Raw genomic sequence first — 17,507 nt, forward strand, 5'->3', positions numbered from 1 at the left:
TCAGGGCGTTAAAGCGGGGGTTTTATCCTCAGGAATGAGTTCCATGAAGGGTAAAATTTCTCCTTACCGCAATTGATTTACTGACTGGCTTTTTTGGTTTTCCCCTTCACTCAGATGACACTTCCAACACCTGATCACCTCACCACCGCGAGCCACTGGGGCGTATTCCGCGCCGCCGTGAATGACGGCCGCATTACGCTCACGCCCGCTGCCGGGGACTTCTTCCCGAGCCCGAATGTCCACGCGATTGAGGCCCAGCCCTATATGAAGAGCCGGGTGCTGCATCCGATGGTGCGGAAGTCGTTCCTCGAGAAGAAACCCGGGAACGCGGCGAACCGCGGCCGGGATGAGTGGGTGCAGGTGGATTGGGATACGGCGCTCAATCTCGCGGCGGACTCGATTAACCACGTTTACGACACCTATGGGCCGTCCGCGGTTTTCGGGCAGTCCTACGGCTGGAAGTCCTCGGGCGCGATTCAGTCCGCGGTGACGCTCGTCCGCCGGCTGCTCGCGTGCCGGGGCGGCTACGTGAAGGGAGAGAACAACTACTCAAACGGCGCGATGCGGAAAATTCTGCCTTACGTGATTGGAAGCGCGTATCAGAAGCCGCAGAGTTTTGAGCGGGTGCTCGAATCCGCCGAGCGGATCGTTTTCTGGAGCGCGGACCCCGCGATCACGAACGATATCGACTGGTTCGCGTCGACGCACGGCACGAGCCCCTACTACAACGCGCTGATCAACCACCCGCGGATCCGCACGGTCTGCATTAACCCGGTGAAACCGCTCACCGCGGAAAAGCTTGGTTCCGCCTGGGTGCCGGTGCGTCCGGGGACGGACACCGCTCTGATGCTCGGGATCATCTACGCGCTTGAAGAAGCGAATCTCGCGGATCACGAGTTCCTGAAAACCCACACCGAAGGCTGGGAAGGATTCCTCGCCTACGTGATGGGGCAGGAGGACGGGTGCCCGAAGTCTCCCTCCTGGGCCGCCGATATCTCCGGGGTGCCGGAAGCCACCATCCGGGCGCTCGCTGAAGACCTCGGGACGCACCGCACGACGCTCATCACCGGCTGGGGCGCGCAGCGCGCCCAGTTCGGCGAGCAGTTCCACTGGATGGCCTTTACGCTCGCCGCGTTCTTAGGCCAGATCGGACTCCCGGGCGGCGGCATTCAGACGGAGTACCACACCGGTTCAGCCGGTGACCCGGCGACTGCGGGCCCCTATATCCCGAATCTCCCGGTTCCGAAAGTGCCGGCGATTCCTCCGTCTCACCCCGATCAGGGAAGCCGCGTGATCCCGATCGCGCGTTTCGTTGACTGTATTGAGCACCCGGGGAAGGTGATCGACTTTAATGGCGAAAAGATCACGTACCCCACGATCCGTCTTCTCGTCTGGGGCGGCGGAAATCCGTTCACGCACCAGCCGGATACGATGCGGCTCGAGCGCGCGTGGCGCTCTGAGCAGCTTGAAGCAACGATCGTGATTGAAACGCACTGGACCGCGACCGCGAAACACGCCGATATCGTGCTTCCGGCGACGACGGTCTACGAGCGGAACGATATTTCAGGCGCAGGCGAACAGGCCCGCAACATGATTGTCGCGATGCATCAGCTCGTTCCTCCGCAGGGTGAGTGCCGGGATGACTACTGGATCACGTCTGAGCTCGCCCGCCGGATCGGCGTTTTTGACGCCTTTACGGAGGGGAAAACGCTCGAAGACTGGATCCGCGCGACGTATGAAAAAGCCGCGAAAACGGCTGAGCTGTCACTCGACACCGTGCCGACCTTTGAGGAATTCTGGCGATCCGGGATCCTGAAGTTTGAGCCGACCGAGTCCGGACGCCGTTTCGTGGACTTTGAGGACTTCCGGAATGACCCCGTGGGGCATCCGCTTCAGACCCCGTCCGGGAAGATTGAGATCTGGTCCAAAAAGATTGAGTCCTACGGGTACGCGGACTGCCTCCCGCACCCGGCGTACTTTGAGCCCTCCGAAGGCTTTGCCCAGGCGACGAAAGAGTTCCCGCTCGCCCTTGTCGCGCCGAAGAGCGTGAAGCGCCTTCACTCGCAGCTTGATGAATACGCGAACCGGGAGCCGGATGGGACGCAGCTTCGCGAACCGCTCACAATCACAAGGAAAGACGCCGAGGCGCGCGGCATTGAAACCGGCGACGTGGTGCTCGTTCGGAGCCGCCGGGGTGCGGCGCTCACCCGCGCGGTCGTTGAGAACACGGTGATCCCGGGGGCCGTCGTGCTGCATCACGGCGCGTGGTTTGATCCGGCGGTGCTGGATGGCAAAGAAATCGACGTCCACGGGAACCCGAACAGCCTCACGCAGGATATCCCTACGTCGTCCCTTGCCTGCGGAAACGTCGCGTCTACCGCCAATGTGGAAGTTACCAAGTGGGTAGGACCGATCCCTGAGATCCGGGCTTTCACGCCGCCTTCGGCTTCCGCGAAGTAATTCCCCGCCGCACGAGGCGGGACGGCGCTTCGCCCGTCTTTACTTATCTTGACAAAAATGCCTTCAGAGTTTTCTCTCTGAAGGCATTTTCGCAATTATTGAATACGAAAATATTATACATAGTGGGTATAAACGTATTTTTGTGATTACATGGTGACAAATTAGCCTACAATGAACGTATAAAACCTTCACACAGAGGGGGTGCGAAATGATCTTGCCGCGCTGTTTCGACTTTCGTGACCGGCTTAACCGCAAGGGTTACTGGCACTGGTATGTGCTTTCGCTCCTCGTGATCGGAATCGGGGCTGTCATCGCCATGATGATTGGTCTCCTTGGCTTTGGCACCCCCGAACTCCGGCTAAACCTCATCCTCAGCTGCTACCTCGTCACCGCGCTCATGGTGCTCTCGATCCAGGTGCCGATCACGGTGCAGCGGCTGCATGACATCGGGAAGAGCGGCTGGTACGCGCTCGTCTATCTCGTTTTCATCGGCATGGTGGTGTACGACCTGCTTCGCCCGTTCCCCACCTTCCTCACGGTTCTCGTCCCATTCGCGTTTGTGGTCCTGATTGGCTTTGTGCCGTCTGAACCCCGGAAGAACCGCTACGGGAACTATGTGCCGGAAGAGGAAAAGTTTTCGGAATCCGAACAGAGTGAGGGTTTCCGGATCTGATTGTTCCGTTTTGCAGTGGTTTCATTGTTGGTCTCTCTAGACTCACTTTTATAGATTCTGTTAACTCCTGGCAGAATCTATTTTTTTGCCCTCTGTTCGATCCCATAACGTTTAAGAAGAAAATCGCAGCATCCGTCTGATCGGAATAAAGAAAACCCCGCCGGCACGGGCGTCTTCATATAATTACTCAAACGTTACTCTAAAGATTCGGATCAGCATGAACCTGCTTTATTCAGACATTCTTCCTCTCGGAACAGAGGACGGTCAGCAGACCATCACAGAGCGTTTCACGGCAGAGCTTCAGAAGGCGGACAGGCTGGATATCGCTGTCGGCTATCTGTCGGGGGATTCGCTTGAAGAGCTTGACCGGCTGACCGAGGAGCTGCATATCAGCCGCGTAACGCTGATCGCCGGTATGTACTACTCAGACGGTATTCCGGAAAGCATTTTCCACGCAACGAAGCGCATCAACCTCAAATGGAAGAACGAGGGACGGGGCGAAATCCGTTTTGTACGTCCTTTCAAGTACCACGGGAAGGTGTACTGCTTTTATAAAAATGGAAAGCCGTTTGCCGCCATGCTCGGCTCCGCGAACCTCGGGTTTATCAAGCCGACCGCCTCAAACCTCAGGCAGTATGAGCTCGACGCCGTCACGGAGGATCCCGCACGGGTAGAAGAAATCGCCCGCCATATCGCGAGCCTCACTGAACCCCGATGCTCCGCCAACATGGATGAAATCCGCGATTTCAGTCTGATTGAGGAAACCAACGGCGCGCTGCAGGACGTGGAACTCGTGCACCAGGTGCCGACCTCTGATGTGCTCTTCTACAAGGACTGCCCTCCTCTCGTCTCGTTCTCGCTTCCGATCAAAGTGCCGGCCGAGAGTGAAAAGCACATGGATGACGGAAAGCACTTCACGAAATCCAACATTAACGTCTGCTACGCCGCGCCCCGCTCCAAGCGAAAGCCCCGTGACTGGTACGAGACGCAGCTGACTGTCAGCGTGAAGATCTATACCCTCCCCGGCTACCCTGAGAAAAACAAGCCGTTTATGGTCGTGACAGATGACGGCTATCGGTTCAAAGCGCATACGACGAGTGACCACAATAAGCAGTTCAGCGCGGTGGGCGATGAACTCATCATGGGCCGGTGGCTGAAGGGAAGGCTCGCCGCCGCCGGGCTGGTCCGCCCGGTGAATAACACGCAGGCCGACACGGAACGTACCGGCATGATCACGAAAGAAATCCTCGCGGAATACGGCCGGAACCAGCTGACCTTCAAGAAGACCGCGAAGAAGTTCCTCGATGATGACGGAACGCTTCTGGATATCTGGCTCCTCTCATTCGATAACGACGAACCTTCTATTGGATAACAGCCCATGGCCGCGAAGCATCTCAATCACTATCTTGATGAAATCCGAAGCCGCGGAAACCCGGGACTCGCGGACTCCATCGCGAAAACCGCGTCTGAAGTCGGTGACCGGCATCTGAAGAACTTTTCGTTCCTCTCGCACGAAATCGGTCTTCTCTTCGGGAACGTCCAGTCAGGAAAAACAGCCCAGCTCTTCGGCATCATCTGTGAGGCAGCGGATCTCGGGTTCTCGGTTTTCGTGCTCCTCACGACGGACAACATCCTGCTTCAGCAGCAGACGCTCGAACGTGTCCAGCGGGATCTCAGTGACTTCTGCATCTGCGGCGAAAATGATTCCACGCTCTTCAAGGAAAACAATCTCCGGAAGCCCGCGATTATCGTGCTGAAGAAAAACAGCCGTGTCCTGAGGCTTTGGGCCAATACCTTCCTTTCGACCGGTTTCCTTCGCGGAAATCCCCTTTTCATCGTGGATGATGAGGCGGACGCCTCGTCTCTCAACACGAAGGTGAACAGCGGCGGGCAATCGTCGATCAATAAGTATCTTGAAGCGATCAAATCCTCCGCCTCCAGCAGCCTTTATCTCCAGGTGACCGGAACACCGCAGGCGCTCTTTCTTCAGACCAGCGCTTCGGGCTGGCACCCGATGTTCGCCTACTCCTTCAGGCCAGGAGCCGGGTATCTCGGAGGCGAATTCTTCTTCCCGTCAGAAGGGAAACCGGAATGCATTGAATTTATTGATGAACTTGATCACCCCGAGAAAGATGCCGTTCTCCGGCATCTCGCGGTTTCCGCTCAGATCCTCGGAACCGGGGGAAAAGTCTGCAACTGTGTTTTCCACCCGAGTGTCCGTCAGAACGTCCACCAGAAGTTCGCGAATCTGATTTCGTCAGAGCTCGCCGCGCTCCGCGCTCTTTCGCGGGATGAGCTTGCCCTCCGGCTGAAACCGGTCTATGACGAACTGAAACCAGCGAAATCCGAGAAACTCAGTTTTGACGTGATGCTCGGCGGTGTCAGCGCGCTCCTGCAGCCAGGCGGCGTGAAAGTTCTGGTGCTGAACGGCAAATACGATGTCGAAAGCTCGGAATACGCCTCAGGATGCAATTTCGCGGTCGGCGGCAACACGCTTGGCCGCGGCGTGACTTTCCCCTCGCTCCAGACCATTTTCTATACGCGCTCAAGCAAGAATCCGCAGGCGGACACTATGTGGCAGCACAGCCGCATGTTCGGCTACGACCGGGATCCGGGGTTGATGAAGGTTTATATCGAGAAGCGCCTCTATAAGATCTTCTCGGAACTGAACGCCGCGAATAAGTCGATTGAGTCCCAGATTGAGAGCGGGCTTAAGAACATCAAGATCTACTACTCGAAAGACATCCGCCCGACCCGCCGGAATGTCATCGATCAGAGCGAAGTAGCGACGGTGATCGGCGGCACGAATTACTACCCGTATGATCCAGATAATGATTCGATTGAGACGATTTCCGAGCTCCTGAAACCGTTCTCAGACACTGAGCCCTATTACCAGGTGAGCCTCCGGCTGATCCGGGAGATTCTCACGCACATCATCCCGAGTCCGGATTTCCGCCTGAAGGCTTTCCAATCCGTGATCGACGCGCTGCTTTCGAATAACCCCGGCGAGCAGGCAATTCTTCTCGTCCACCGGAACAGAAACGTGGCGCAGGGCACCGGCGCCCTCGTGTCCTCGAACGACTGGGCGGTCGGCGGCCAGTTTAGGGACAGGACCGTTCTCACCATGTACCAGGTGACCGGCACGAAGGGCTGGCACGGAAAGCCGCTCTGGGTGCCGAATATCAAACTCCCGGACGGCGTCGTGTACTACGATGTAGCGGACAGCTGATCAGCCGAAGCGGTTCAGAAGAACCGCTTCTTTTTTGAATCCAGGACAGATCGCGGTGGCGGACAATCACACAAAGGAAGAACGAAGCCTCAATATGGCGCATATCGCGGGCAAGGATACGAAGCCCGAGGTTAAGGTGAGAAAGTACCTGTGGCGCCTGGGGTTCCGCTATCGGAAGAACGACCGGAAACTCCCCGGGAAACCCGATATCGTGCTTCCGAAATACCGCACTGTGATCTTCGTGAACGGCTGCTTCTGGCATAAGCACGACTGCCCGGCCTTTGTCTGGCCCTCATCCAATCAGGACTACTGGATCCCGAAGATCACCCGGAATGTGGAGCGGGACAGGAAAAATACCGCGCTGCTCACTGAGATGGGGTGGCATGTGCTCGTGGTCTGGGAGTGCGAACTGAAGAAAAAAACGATAGACGACACTCTTCAGCGGGTCGCGCGGCAGATCCGGGAAAATCTTCCGGCCAAAGAAAAGGAGCAGAAGGCTTCTGACAGCCCTCTGCTCCCTCTTGAACCCTGAGATCCGTTTCACTCAGAGCTTGATATTCGGCTCCACGGATTCATACGGAACACCGGCAAAACTCTTCAGCACCGCTTCGAAAATGATCTTCGCGCCGCGGCAGGGAACCGCCATGCCGATCTGCTTCCGGACATCTTCCTTGCTGCCAAGGAACACATAGTCATCCGGGAACGTCTGCAGTCTCGCGCGCTCTCGGTTCGTGAGGGCCCGGGGCTCCGACCAGTGATACATGTGCGTGCCGCCTCCGCCGCTCCCGGTCACCGTGTAAGAGGGCTTCGAGGGATCCAGACGCTTATAGATCTGGCTGATCCGGGCCCCCTTGATGTTCAGCTGAAGCTCAGGCGGCAGATCGGCCGTGAAGGCGTTCTGTCCCGGCTTGATGAGCTTCAGACGCTCAACCACAGTCTTCGACTGTTTCGTCGGCTCGTTATTCGGGGCGTCAGCCGGAATCGGCGGAACTTCGATCGCCGTGCGGCAGCTGTTATCGATATCCGCGTAAGGCGCCGTGGACGGGACACGGTACTCCACATCGATATCGTTCCGGATGCCGATGATGATGATTCGGTGGCGGGCCTGAGGGAGACCGTATTCCTCGAACTTGTAAAGGTTCGGAGTGATCCTGTAGCCCGCGCCGCGGAGTTCTTCCAGAATCTTCGTGAAAGCCTTGCCCTCATTCGCGTTCTGGAGGCCGCTCACGTTCTCTGCGAGGAACCACTGAGGGCGGAAAATCTTCAGGGCTTTGACGCCATAGGAATAAAGCGGTCCGAAGGTGCCGTCCATCCCCTTCTGCTCACCCACAGTGCTGTAGTCATTGCAGGGAAAGCCGAAAGCGAGGGCGTCGATCCCGGTCAGCTGTTCCAGATCGAACTTGCGGATATCAGCATGGTAAACGGAATCGGGATCATCCGGGCAGATATTGCGGCGGTACGTCTCGCAGGTGCTCTTGTCGTAGTCGTTCGCCCACTGATGAACAATCCGGAAATCCGGATTGCCGATGTCGGCATGCAGAGCGCCCCAGGCCAGTCCGCCAGGACCGCAGAACAGTTCACCCAATCTAAAATGCATAGTTTCAGCTCTCCAGCTTAATTCCGTTCTCCGCTGCCCTTTCTCGCGATCATGAAATCAACGAGAAGCTGCAGACAGCTGATGTCCGTCTCACTCAGTTTGTCAAGGTTCCTCAGAACCGGTTTCGGATTGATGACGTCATCTCTAGTGATATAACCGGCAGCAAGCATGAACTCAAAGGGATGAATATTCAGAGCCTTAGCAATTCTGCACAAACTTTCCCAGCTGGGCGTTGTTCTATTGCCGTTTTCGATTTTGCATATTGTAGTATCGCTCAGCCCTGAGCTCCTGCCCAATTCCTTCTGCGATAACCCGAGTGCGCGGCGCCTCGTTTCGATCAGCCTGCCGATTTCGCTCATAGCCACCTCCTCACGCAGTGTACTGATAATTGCTGCCTTCTGTCAATTTTCAGCAAGTTTTCGCTGCCTATAAGCAGCGTGGAGGAACAGCGCCGCAGGCTTTCTGCCGCCCAATGCTGAAATCGCCTATGCACCGCTGAGGGAAAAAATTTCTATCAGGGAATACAAAGAATCTAATGGTATCTATCAGATACGCATAGAAACTATATAAAACCTAATAGTTTTGGAAGAACACTTTCCTCCCCGCTCCTTCCATCATTTCTTCGCTTAGGCTGCCGCGGAAAAACGCTTCGGAGCAAAATCAACTCAGGGACGGCTGTGATCAGGCCGTTCCCCAGTGACAAAAGGAAGTGTGAATATGGAAGACTTCGTGGTACTGAATAACGGCGTCCGGATGCCCCGCGTGGGGCTCGGCGTCTACGCGATTCCGGTGAATCAGACGAAGGACGCGGTGCTCACCGCTCTCTCGCTCGGTTACCGCCATATCGATACGGCGCAGCTCTATAAGAATGAGGCCGAGGTCGGTGAAGCGGTCCGGGCGTCCGGTATCCCGAGAAAAGAGATCTTTGTCACCACGAAACTCTGGGGAGCGCGGGATTATGAGGACGCGAAGCGATCGATTGCCCGCTCTCAGAGGGCGCTCGGGATCGGTGTGATCGACCTGCTTCTGATCCATTGGCCGGGGGAAGATAACCTCGGGGTCTATAAGGCGCTCGAAGAAGCCTATCAGGCAGGCGACGTCCGGGCGATCGGTATCTCAAACTTTGTCGAGAATCTCTTCCCCTCGTTCATCAAACAGGTGGATGTGGTGCCCGCTGTGGATCAGGTTGAGGCACATGTCTTCTGTCAGCAGAAAGGACTTCGGAAGATGATGGCGGAAGCCGGTGTCGTCCCTGAAGCCTGGTCTCCTCTCGGATCAGGAGAGCACAAGATCTTCGGGAACCCCGTTCTGGAATCGATCGCGAAGAAGCATCAGAAATCTGTCGCCCAGGTCGCGCTCCGGTTCCTTGTGCAGTCTGGCTTTGTGATCATTCCGCGAACCACCAAAGCAAAACACATGCAGGAGAACCTCGATGTGCTCACGTTTACGCTCGATCCGGATGACATGAAGCGGATTGAATCGCTCAACAACGCGAAGAGCCTCTTTGGCTGGTGGTAAAAGGCGGTTCCTGTGCAGAAAACCAGCCGCTTTTCACTCATAGGTTTTATTGAGATCCTAATAGATTCTGATAGGAACTATCAGAATCTATTAGTTTCGGATGAGCGGATTCTTGTGACATCTGACTATTTTTTCAATCCGCTCCATTCCCAATAGAGGACATATGGATTGAAATCAAATCAATTCTTTGATTTCTATTCTCATCAGCCTGCCGCATTCACGCTCTGAGACGTAGAACTTCCTGCATTCTTCAGGGCTTTAATTTTTTCGAATATTTTCTCAAAAAGAGTACCCGGATCCATCATATCTATTAAATATGTTCCGCCTAATATACTCATAAATTTCTGTAGGTCTCTCATCATATTAGAGTTGACAGAATCTTCCGGATGCTCCAAAGCATACATTTCGCAGGCATCGACGCAAGCTTTGATCAGAGCCTTGCTGTTGCCAGTATTTCTCTCTAATACATCAACGATAAATCTCTGATAAGTACATGCAAATTTTGTGTAGTGCCATGGATCCGCGCCTTTCTCATCATAGGTTAAATATCCGATCCACCATAAACGGGCCAATCCGTTTCTAGTTAACGATCGTCTGCCGCTGTGCGCAAAGAAAAAATGATCCAACACCGTATTCTCATTCCAGCCAGCCTTTTTCCACCTTGCACTTAAGTACTGCCAGCAATTTTTCCCCATTGCCAGTCCGGCCCATAGCCGCTCATCTGAAGCCATGGCTGGGCTGATGTCCTTCAGTGTCCCGTATAAACGCTTTACATTTTCAAAATCATCTTTTTCATCAGTAGAGGCTTTTAGTCTCAGCGGAGAACAATTGATTCCTGTGTCTACCAACGGATATTTTCCTAAACCAGACAAAAGTTCTTCCGGGCTGTCTTCGCCGTACTTTTCGATATCACTTGACAGATTGCGCTTCAGTGTCTCTAAAGATTGATACGTCATGATCTTAATTTTCATTATTCTTCATCTCCTCTGGACACTAGGTAATTTGAAGCTTCTGGCAAAGGCGAATCCATTAGTTGCTGTGCCAATTCGTATAAATCTTCTTCACTTGTTTCCCGAATATCGTCAACCGTTTTCTTAAAATTCGTTTTTAATAGGTCTTCAAGTGATTGGACCCATAATTGATCTTCCATGGTTCCTAGATCAACATCATTTGTTCGTTTCAGCCTTAATAATCCCTGGTATAAAGCCGGAACTACAAACATGCTGTACAGCACCGTTCTCATTTGATGAGTTTGCTGAGCTACTCCATAGTTGATGGAAACTTTCTCAGGCACCATGATGACTATTTTGGGTTTATCCAGGTCTACCTTCATGGTTTTTAATGCGTCATCATGCACTGGAACAACTGATACAAAAGGATTATTTTGCTCTTTAAAGTCTGTGAATTTTCTCGGTATATTTAAGTCAAATTCAGATCCCTGAGCAAGAATAAAGCCCTTGCATATGTTTTTTACTTCACCTGCATAGTCTTCATTTAAATTCTTATTTCTATATACTGGAATATCCTCAGTTGCAACAATAAATGTATTTACCTCGACGTTTCCTCTAAGACTCTTTAATGAAATGCAGTGACGCTCATCAAAGCTCTCTGCAAGGTGTATTTTTCTATAGCCTGTCTGAGAGCATTCAATATGATAGGTAAGAGCAGCTTTCCTTTCATTAATAAGTTTTTGAATGCCTTCATCTGAAAGCGCCGCCTTAAGATGAAGCTCACACTCATATCCTATGACTCTTCCGCTGACGTCGGCCTCAAAACTGCTATTCACATAATCATCTGAATTAGAACGCAGTACCGGGTACGGGAATTCTTTATTGACGCGGATTTTCATAGCACTTCACCTCTAAAGATACGTAGTCACGTGTATCTGCAAGCCTCAAATCAATAAAAACTTTTTTGTCTGGCGAATTATCACTTCAAGTGCAAAGCCTGAGAAAAGAATAGTGGCCCATAAAGCTTCCATAATAGAGATTGTCAAGATAACTATAGAGGGAGCTCATGAGCCACTATCATCATCTTACTCTTCGGGACAGAGTATTTATTTCGGCTTTAACGATTTCAGGCAAATCCCTGTCTGAAATTGCATGTGCGATTGGGAAAAATGTTTCTACGATCTCCCGCGAACTGAAGCGAAACAAGGCTGTATCGGCCCAGGATGGGGCTTCAGCTGCCTATGATCCCTGTGCCGCGCAGGCCCGATATCAGAGACAGAGAAAGCATTGCGGAAAGAGAAACATTCTGAAGTCTGACTCGTTGCTGACAAGGATTGTCTCAAATCTGCTGGTTAAGAAATTCTGGTCTCCGGAGCAGATTCAATACCGTCTCAGAAAGGAGCTGCCGAATCTAAGGATCAGCGCCACGACAATCTACCGAGGAATCAATTCTGGCTTTCTGGATCGCTTTGTGGATGGCCGAAAGATGTCCCGACACCTGCGACACCACGGTAAAACGCGTCACCGTAAAGGCATGACCGAGAGGCGAGGAAAGATCCAGATCACTCACAGCATTGAAGAGCGACCCCTGGAAGCTCAGAACAGATCTCGCCTGGGGGATTGGGAAGGCGATACCGTCATCGGAAAAAAGGGCGGAGCCTGCCTCACGACTCTGGTCGATAGGAAGTCCGGCTTTCTCTGTGGCGGGAAAACCGCTTCCAAGACTGCGGCCGATGTGTCTGCCGTAATTGAGAAATCTCTGTCAGATAAGGATCTGCGTACGATTACCGTAGATCGCGGAAAAGAATTTTCCTGGGCTGAAAAACTGGAGAAAGATCTCAGAACCAAAGTGTATTTCTGCTTGCCTCATCATCCATGGGAGAAAGGAAGTAATGAAAATACAAACGGACTTCTTAGAGACTTTTTCCCAAAAGGAATGAGTATCGATAAAATTTCTCAGGCAGAAGTTCAGAAACGGTTCAATGCTCTGAATTTCAGACCCAGAAAACGTCTCAATTGGAAGTGTCCGGCTGAAGTCTTTTATTCAGTAACTTTGCACTTGATTTGATAATTCACCCTTTATATAATTCAACGCCAGTAATTCTGTTACCGGAAAAAGAGATATTGGGCTGCCCCTTTATTGAGACATCAAGAAGAACCGGTGAGTAAACCGCATCCTCCGCAGCTATCCCGATATCTATTACTGAATCGCTGCAGGCTTCTTCAGTCTGCAAAGCCAAACTATATTTTCCATTTAAAACGTCTGTTGCTACTAAGCGTCTGGTTTTTAAAACAACTCCTCTGTTTTTCTTTCTATCGCTTTGTCCTGGATCATCCCCAGAACCTGGGGGATTCATTCCACCTTGCTGTCCATTTCCGCCAGTTCCACTTCCATAGCCGATTCCTGGTCCGCCTGATCCTGAATCTCCATGATCTTTCCCACCACCTTCACCAATGTCCCCTTCATCCGGATTTGTTCCTTCTGCGTCAGCCTCATATGGCTCTCCGTTATCGCGTAATTCATGTTTACGCGTTTTTATTTCCTCTGTCTCATCCGTGAGTACATCACGTTTTTCTTTGTCCCCTTCCTGAACATCTATACTTTGCAACATGTTGTCCATCTGAAGGTTAATTTCGCCTCCAAAATTCTGATTAACTAGTTTCTGCAATTCATCTCTTATTCTTCTATTCATATGGATGAGATACTGTTTAGCGTGACCTTGGTTACTATCACGTTCTACTAACCAGTCTTTATGAGCAGGATTTTCAAGCGAAGTAAGATACTTGTTTGCTTTTTCTCCGTCAACATATAAAAATCCTGCAAAATAAATCTGTCCATTGATTCGATTTCTATCCAGTATCTTCATTCCCGTTTGCCTTACCATAGCTACATGTCTATGGAGCCCAGGAGCTACCATTAGCTTAAGATGCATGCAATCTTTATTTCCATCGAAATCATCAAATGTGATCCATTCATTATCTGATCTAAGAATTTGATAATAATCATATGTAAAGTCATTGCAGTCCTTGCGATACTTCGATATAACATCATCTAAGGTATTCCTGTCTATAACAACATCATCGACAGTCACCTTCATCATATCCTGATCAATCGCGTATAAGAAACCATTAAGGATGGCTGCAACCAATTGATTCTTCCAATTACCTGAAGAATCAAAACCCAGCACATATATATCCGTGCCAAAGTCATCTGATTTTCTGTTAAAAGATTCGTCAAGATGTATCTGATCATATACTGGGCTAGTGGATTCTTTTGAATCCATTGTCCCGCAATAACCTTCGCCAAAGGTTTTTGATCCCTTTTCATCTATAAAAGACGCCAGTATTGATAATCCCTGGCTGGCTTGTTTGCCTGTTGAGTCTAGTGTGCTATAAAACACTGTACGGATCTTAGAATTCGCAAATGCGGCAAATTTCCCGATTCCGAACGAACCTCCGCCCGTTCCATCTTTAGATGAAGCTCCTTCTGACATTACAAGGGCGGTCCACGGCATATTGGTATTATCCGGCTGATCCGCTCCTGATAATCCCCATGTATTATGATCACTAATCCTTAATATTGTGATCTTGTCGCTTTCTATTATTGCCTTTGCAGCCGCATAAAACTTATCAGCCTTTGGGTTATTTTGACTTTTCCAAAAATCTTCCCCTCGGTTAATGGCATCCCTTAACTTTTCGATATCAGGAAGTTCATCTGTATTAATTTCGAAGGTTTTGAACTCTACTTCCACCGGCTTGTTCTTATTTTTTCTTGCATCACCTGAATTTTGACAAATTTCTCTGCCAAGAGATTCAATTGGCGTGTCTAAGAACATTTCTATATTTCCGTTATTTATACCAATGTTCTTTCTGCATCCACTCTGAAAAAACCATTTATACCTAGTGAAATTTGAATTCATGAGTTGTTCTTCCCCAGTCCGATTTAAAACATTTTTTTATTATTCTACTGAAAATGCATGGTTACGAATATATTTCTGCCATTACTAACGACGCATCTTTGCGTAGCTTTTTTGACAGGAAAAGTTCTCCCAAACAGTTTTTGCAATCGATAGATTTCACCCAAAGCCAGCGTTCACTGTGCAAAAGGAACGGTCTTCTTTTCATTGGCGAATTATCACTTCAAGTGCAAAGCCTGAGAAAAGAATAGTGGCCCATAAAGCTTCCATAATAGAGATTGTCAAGATAACTATAGAGGGAGCTCATGAGCCACTATCATCATCTTACTCTTCGGGACAGAGTATTTATTTCGGCTTTAACGATTTCAGGCAAATCCCTGTCTGAAATTGCATGTGCGATTGGGAAAAATGTTTCTACGATCTCCCGCGAACTGAAGCGAAACAAGGCTGTATCGGCCCAGGATGGGGCTTCAGCTGCCTATGATCCCTGTGCCGCGCAGGCCCGATATCAGAGACAGAGAAAGCATTGCGGAAAGAGAAACATTCTGAAGTCTGACTCGTTGCTGACAAAGATTGTCTCAAATCTGCTGGTTAAGAAATTCTGGTCTCCGGAGCAGATTCAATACCGTCTCAGAAAGGAGCTGCCGAATCTAAGGATCAGCGCCACGACAATCTACCGAGGAATCAATTCTGGCTTTCTGGATCGCTTTGTGGATGGCCGAAAGATGTCCCGACACCTGCGACACCACGGTAAAACGCGTCACCGTAAAGGCATGACCGAGAGGCGAGGAAAGATCCAGATCACTCACAGCATTGAAGAGCGACCCCTGGAAGCTCAGAACAGATCTCGCCTGGGGGATTGGGAAGGCGATACCGTCATCGGAAAAAAGGGCGGAGCCTGCCTCACGACTCTGGTCGATAGGAAGTCCGGCTTTCTCTGTGGCGGGAAAACCGCTTCCAAGACTGCGGCCGATGTGTCTGCCGTAATTGAGAAATCTCTGTCAGATAAGGATCTGCGTACGATTACCGTAGATCGCGGAAAAGAATTTTCCTGGGCTGAAAAACTGGAGAAAGATCTCAGAACCAAAGTGTATTTCTGCTTGCCTCATCATCCATGGGAGAAAGGAAGTAATGAAAATACAAACGGACTTCTTAGAGACTTTTTCCCAAAAGGAATGAGTATCGATAAAATTTCTCAGGCAGAAGTTCAGAAACGGTTCAATGCTCTGAATTTCAGACCCAGAAAACGTCTCAATTGGAAGTGTCCGGCTGAAGTCTTTTATTCAGTAACTTTGCACTTGATTTGATAATTCACCGAGGTTTATATGCCTACTAAAAGCTCGCTCCCTGATTCTCAGAATGTAGCTGATTACCCGGATAACCCCAAAGCAGTCATGGTCTCTGCCCGCGGAGTTATCCGCGTGGTTGAACGTCTGTATTACTGGGATAAGGAAAAGCATCGGGGATGCGAGAAACGAAATTATCTGGGCTACGTTGTCGGCAATCAGTTTTATTCCAATGATGATTACCACCGGCTCTTTAAGCGCGGCGGTGTTAAGCGGCTGGTTGAACAGGACGATGAATCCGTTAAATCTGGTTCACTCTCGCTGGATCAGCTGGGCTCTTTGGAAACAAAGCTGGCTGCAGAGTTTCCCGTTTATCACGCAATCGCCCAGGAGATCGGACTCACGGAAGATCTGGCTGCGGTTTGGGGTAAAGACAAGGCCAATGCGGCGCTTTCTATCGCGTACCAATGGCTTCATACCGGATCCAATGCTGCTTACCTTTATGAATCCTGGTCAGTCAATAAGCTGCTGCCTTATTCCAGGGGTATTTCCAGTAAGGAAATGAGTGAGTTCTTCGCCAGTCTGACAGAGGTTTCGGGCTGGAGAAAGGACTTCTTCAACGCCCGTATTTCAAGACTGCCAGACAAAGAAATGCTGTCGTTTGACGCAACGGAAATCGCTGCCGAAGCCGCTGAGATTTCCTATGCTCAATACGGCATGGGAAAAGAAGGAGGGTACCAGCGCCAGCTCGGATTGATTCTCCTGGTTGGTCATGAGTCGCATATGCCGGTGCTCTTCAGAGTGCTTCCTGGAAACATTACCGATGTGACTACGGTTCAGGACATGCTGTTCCGGTTTGATGAGATTACCGACAGCCGCAGAGTCTTTGGGGCGGTTGTTGATCGCGGTTATTTCTCTCTGGCCAATCTGGCCCGGTTTGTCGATGCAGGCAGCCGCGTCATTGTTGCGGCCAAGACTGATTCAATCTGGATTCAGGATGCCATTGAAACCGCTATGGAACACCTCTGGAGTAATGCCGCCCGTATTCCAGGCGAACATTGCTGGGGCTGGACGGTTCCCGTCCACCCCGGTTTTGAAGACGGGGGCAATCGTAAACTCTGGGTTCATGTTTATCGCAGTGACTCGAAATCTCACACTGAAAATACAGCCTTCTACGACGAACTGGAATCGTTTCAGAAAGAGTGGCTTCGGTGGCGGCCGAACCACGAGGGTGACAGCTCGGAAACGTGTCCTCTTCTCAAGAGCCGGTGGATGAAATATTTCAAGCCGGGGATTGGCATCCCCGGCAGGACGCCTCTTGAACAGGATAACGACGCGGTTGACGCTGCTACACGCTACTTCGGTATCTTCTGCAATGTCACCACGATGGAGTGTTCTGCCCGCGAAGCCATGACAACATACAGAGTTCGTGATCTCATTGAAAAATCATTCAAGGGCGGCAAGACAAATATTGAATTGGATGTCGTGAGAGCTCATGGCGAGGCAACGATGGAAGGACGGTTCATCATCGGCTTTGCTGCCATGTCGATTCTCAACCGGCTCTATGTTTTGATGAAGCAAAAAACGTATACCGAAACCAAGAGCGGACTCAAAGAAATGCCGGCGCTTGCAGACGAAATGACATTTAACGAGCTGAAAAACCGACTGGCCACGCCGCGGGTTATCTTTGACAGGAACGGGGTCGGTCATTGGCTTGAGGTTACCAAGCGGCAACATGGCATTGCCGCTCGGCTTGGGTTCCCTGATTTGTATACGATGATCCCAGATTGGGCTGAAAAATAACCGAAACTATCGACTACGTATTTTTCCAGCCCAATTTAGAATCTCAGAATCGACGACCCGCAGCTTTGCTGGCG

The 17,507-nt window shown here is 51.0% G+C and carries 14 protein-coding genes; 9 read left to right on the forward strand and 5 right to left on the reverse strand.

The features are described 5' to 3' along the window. Positions 1-114 precede the first annotated feature (114 nt). The 5 genes from M4NBBH2_RS10750 (at position 115) to M4NBBH2_RS10770 (ending at position 6,894) form a co-directional block, all read left to right on the forward strand. Positions 115-2,460, forward strand: coding sequence for a molybdopterin-dependent oxidoreductase (locus tag M4NBBH2_RS10750; RefSeq protein WP_170135163.1), 2,346 nt, complete (start codon positions 115-117; stop codon positions 2,458-2,460). A 208-nt stretch (positions 2,461-2,668) separates the two neighbouring features. Continuing rightward, entirely contained in the window at positions 2,669-3,133 is a 465-nt protein-coding gene (locus M4NBBH2_RS10755; RefSeq protein WP_116270963.1) for a DUF805 domain-containing protein, read from the forward strand. 217 nt (positions 3,134-3,350) lie between these two features. After that, positions 3,351-4,505, forward strand: a complete 1,155-nt coding sequence (locus M4NBBH2_RS10760; RefSeq protein WP_116270964.1) for a restriction endonuclease PLD domain-containing protein — start codon at positions 3,351-3,353, stop codon at positions 4,503-4,505. A gap of 6 nt (positions 4,506-4,511) precedes the next feature. After that, complete coding sequence (locus M4NBBH2_RS10765) at positions 4,512-6,362, forward strand: Z1 domain-containing protein (protein ID WP_116270965.1); 1,851 nt, start codon at positions 4,512-4,514, stop codon at positions 6,360-6,362. Between the two features lie 55 nt (positions 6,363-6,417). Further along, the gene (locus tag M4NBBH2_RS10770; RefSeq protein ID WP_116270966.1) at positions 6,418-6,894 is read left to right on the forward strand and encodes a very short patch repair endonuclease; all 477 of its coding nucleotides are present in this window, start codon (positions 6,418-6,420) and stop codon (positions 6,892-6,894) included. A gap of 12 nt (positions 6,895-6,906) precedes the next feature. Here M4NBBH2_RS10770 and M4NBBH2_RS10775 read toward each other — a convergent pair whose 3' ends face one another. Beyond that, complete coding sequence (locus M4NBBH2_RS10775; RefSeq protein ID WP_116270967.1) at positions 6,907-7,959, reverse strand: DNA cytosine methyltransferase; 1,053 nt, start codon at positions 7,957-7,959, stop codon at positions 6,907-6,909. Between the two features lie 17 nt (positions 7,960-7,976). After that, complete coding sequence (locus M4NBBH2_RS10780) at positions 7,977-8,318, reverse strand: helix-turn-helix domain-containing protein (protein WP_116270968.1); 342 nt, start codon at positions 8,316-8,318, stop codon at positions 7,977-7,979. A gap of 358 nt (positions 8,319-8,676) precedes the next feature. Here M4NBBH2_RS10780 and M4NBBH2_RS10785 point away from each other — a divergent pair, with 358 nt between their 5' ends. Continuing rightward, positions 8,677-9,477 (forward strand): aldo/keto reductase, encoded by an 801-nt coding sequence (locus M4NBBH2_RS10785; RefSeq protein ID WP_116270969.1) that lies wholly within the window; start codon positions 8,677-8,679, stop codon positions 9,475-9,477. A 203-nt stretch (positions 9,478-9,680) separates the two neighbouring features. Here the strand turns inward: M4NBBH2_RS10785 and M4NBBH2_RS10790 are convergent, their stop codons facing one another. After that, positions 9,681-10,448, reverse strand: coding sequence for a DUF6339 family protein (locus M4NBBH2_RS10790; protein WP_116270970.1), 768 nt, complete (start codon positions 10,446-10,448; stop codon positions 9,681-9,683). After that, positions 10,448-11,326, reverse strand: coding sequence for a hypothetical protein (locus M4NBBH2_RS10795; protein ID WP_116270971.1), 879 nt, complete (start codon positions 11,324-11,326; stop codon positions 10,448-10,450). Before M4NBBH2_RS10795 ends, M4NBBH2_RS10790 begins: the two co-directional genes overlap by 1 nt. Before the next feature lie 167 nt (positions 11,327-11,493). On the opposite strand from M4NBBH2_RS10795, the gene M4NBBH2_RS10800 reads away from it, so the two are divergent. Next, positions 11,494-12,495, forward strand: a complete 1,002-nt coding sequence (locus tag M4NBBH2_RS10800; RefSeq protein WP_116269340.1) for an IS30 family transposase — start codon at positions 11,494-11,496, stop codon at positions 12,493-12,495. A gap of 4 nt (positions 12,496-12,499) precedes the next feature. Here M4NBBH2_RS10800 and M4NBBH2_RS10805 read toward each other — a convergent pair whose 3' ends face one another. Next, positions 12,500-14,263: a hypothetical protein gene (locus M4NBBH2_RS10805; RefSeq protein ID WP_116270972.1), complete on the reverse strand. Its 1,764-nt coding sequence runs from the start codon at positions 14,261-14,263 to the stop codon at positions 12,500-12,502. A 386-nt stretch (positions 14,264-14,649) separates the two neighbouring features. On the opposite strand from M4NBBH2_RS10805, the gene M4NBBH2_RS10810 reads away from it, so the two are divergent. Together M4NBBH2_RS10810 and M4NBBH2_RS10815 are read left to right on the forward strand one after the other, a co-directional pair. Continuing rightward, positions 14,650-15,651 carry an IS30 family transposase gene (locus tag M4NBBH2_RS10810; RefSeq protein ID WP_116270973.1) on the forward strand — a complete coding sequence of 334 codons (1,002 nt, stop codon included), beginning with the start codon at positions 14,650-14,652 and terminating at the stop codon, positions 15,649-15,651. Between the two features lie 18 nt (positions 15,652-15,669). Beyond that, the gene (locus M4NBBH2_RS10815) at positions 15,670-17,433 is read left to right on the forward strand and encodes an IS1634 family transposase (RefSeq protein ID WP_116270974.1); all 1,764 of its coding nucleotides are present in this window, start codon (positions 15,670-15,672) and stop codon (positions 17,431-17,433) included. Positions 17,434-17,507 lie beyond the last annotated feature (74 nt).

The organism is Mesosutterella multiformis (assembly GCF_003402575.1).
GTDB classification, from domain to species: Bacteria; Pseudomonadota; Gammaproteobacteria; order Burkholderiales; family Burkholderiaceae_F; genus Mesosutterella; species Mesosutterella multiformis.

Excerpts from the sequence above, each read along its gene's own strand:
- M4NBBH2_RS10750 (WP_170135163.1), top strand. The coding sequence starts at position 115 with ATGACACTTCCAACACCTGATCACCTCACCACCGCGAGCCACTGGGGC.
- M4NBBH2_RS10755 (WP_116270963.1), top strand. The coding sequence starts at position 2,669 with ATGATCTTGCCGCGCTGTTTCGACTTTCGTGACCGGCTTAACCGCAAG.
- M4NBBH2_RS10760 (WP_116270964.1), top strand. The coding sequence starts at position 3,351 with ATGAACCTGCTTTATTCAGACATTCTTCCTCTCGGAACAGAGGACGGT.
- M4NBBH2_RS10765 (WP_116270965.1), top strand. The coding sequence starts at position 4,512 with ATGGCCGCGAAGCATCTCAATCACTATCTTGATGAAATCCGAAGCCGC.
- M4NBBH2_RS10775 (WP_116270967.1), bottom strand. The coding sequence starts at position 7,959 with ATGCATTTTAGATTGGGTGAACTGTTCTGCGGTCCTGGCGGACTGGCC.
- M4NBBH2_RS10780 (WP_116270968.1), bottom strand. The coding sequence starts at position 8,318 with ATGAGCGAAATCGGCAGGCTGATCGAAACGAGGCGCCGCGCACTCGGG.
- M4NBBH2_RS10785 (WP_116270969.1), top strand. The coding sequence starts at position 8,677 with ATGGAAGACTTCGTGGTACTGAATAACGGCGTCCGGATGCCCCGCGTG.
- M4NBBH2_RS10790 (WP_116270970.1), bottom strand. The coding sequence starts at position 10,448 with ATGAAAATTAAGATCATGACGTATCAATCTTTAGAGACACTGAAGCGC.
- M4NBBH2_RS10795 (WP_116270971.1), bottom strand. The coding sequence starts at position 11,326 with ATGAAAATCCGCGTCAATAAAGAATTCCCGTACCCGGTACTGCGTTCT.
- M4NBBH2_RS10800 (WP_116269340.1), top strand. The coding sequence starts at position 11,494 with ATGAGCCACTATCATCATCTTACTCTTCGGGACAGAGTATTTATTTCG.
- M4NBBH2_RS10805 (WP_116270972.1), bottom strand. The coding sequence starts at position 14,263 with ATGTTCTTAGACACGCCAATTGAATCTCTTGGCAGAGAAATTTGTCAA.
- M4NBBH2_RS10810 (WP_116270973.1), top strand. The coding sequence starts at position 14,650 with ATGAGCCACTATCATCATCTTACTCTTCGGGACAGAGTATTTATTTCG.
- M4NBBH2_RS10815 (WP_116270974.1), top strand. The coding sequence starts at position 15,670 with ATGCCTACTAAAAGCTCGCTCCCTGATTCTCAGAATGTAGCTGATTAC.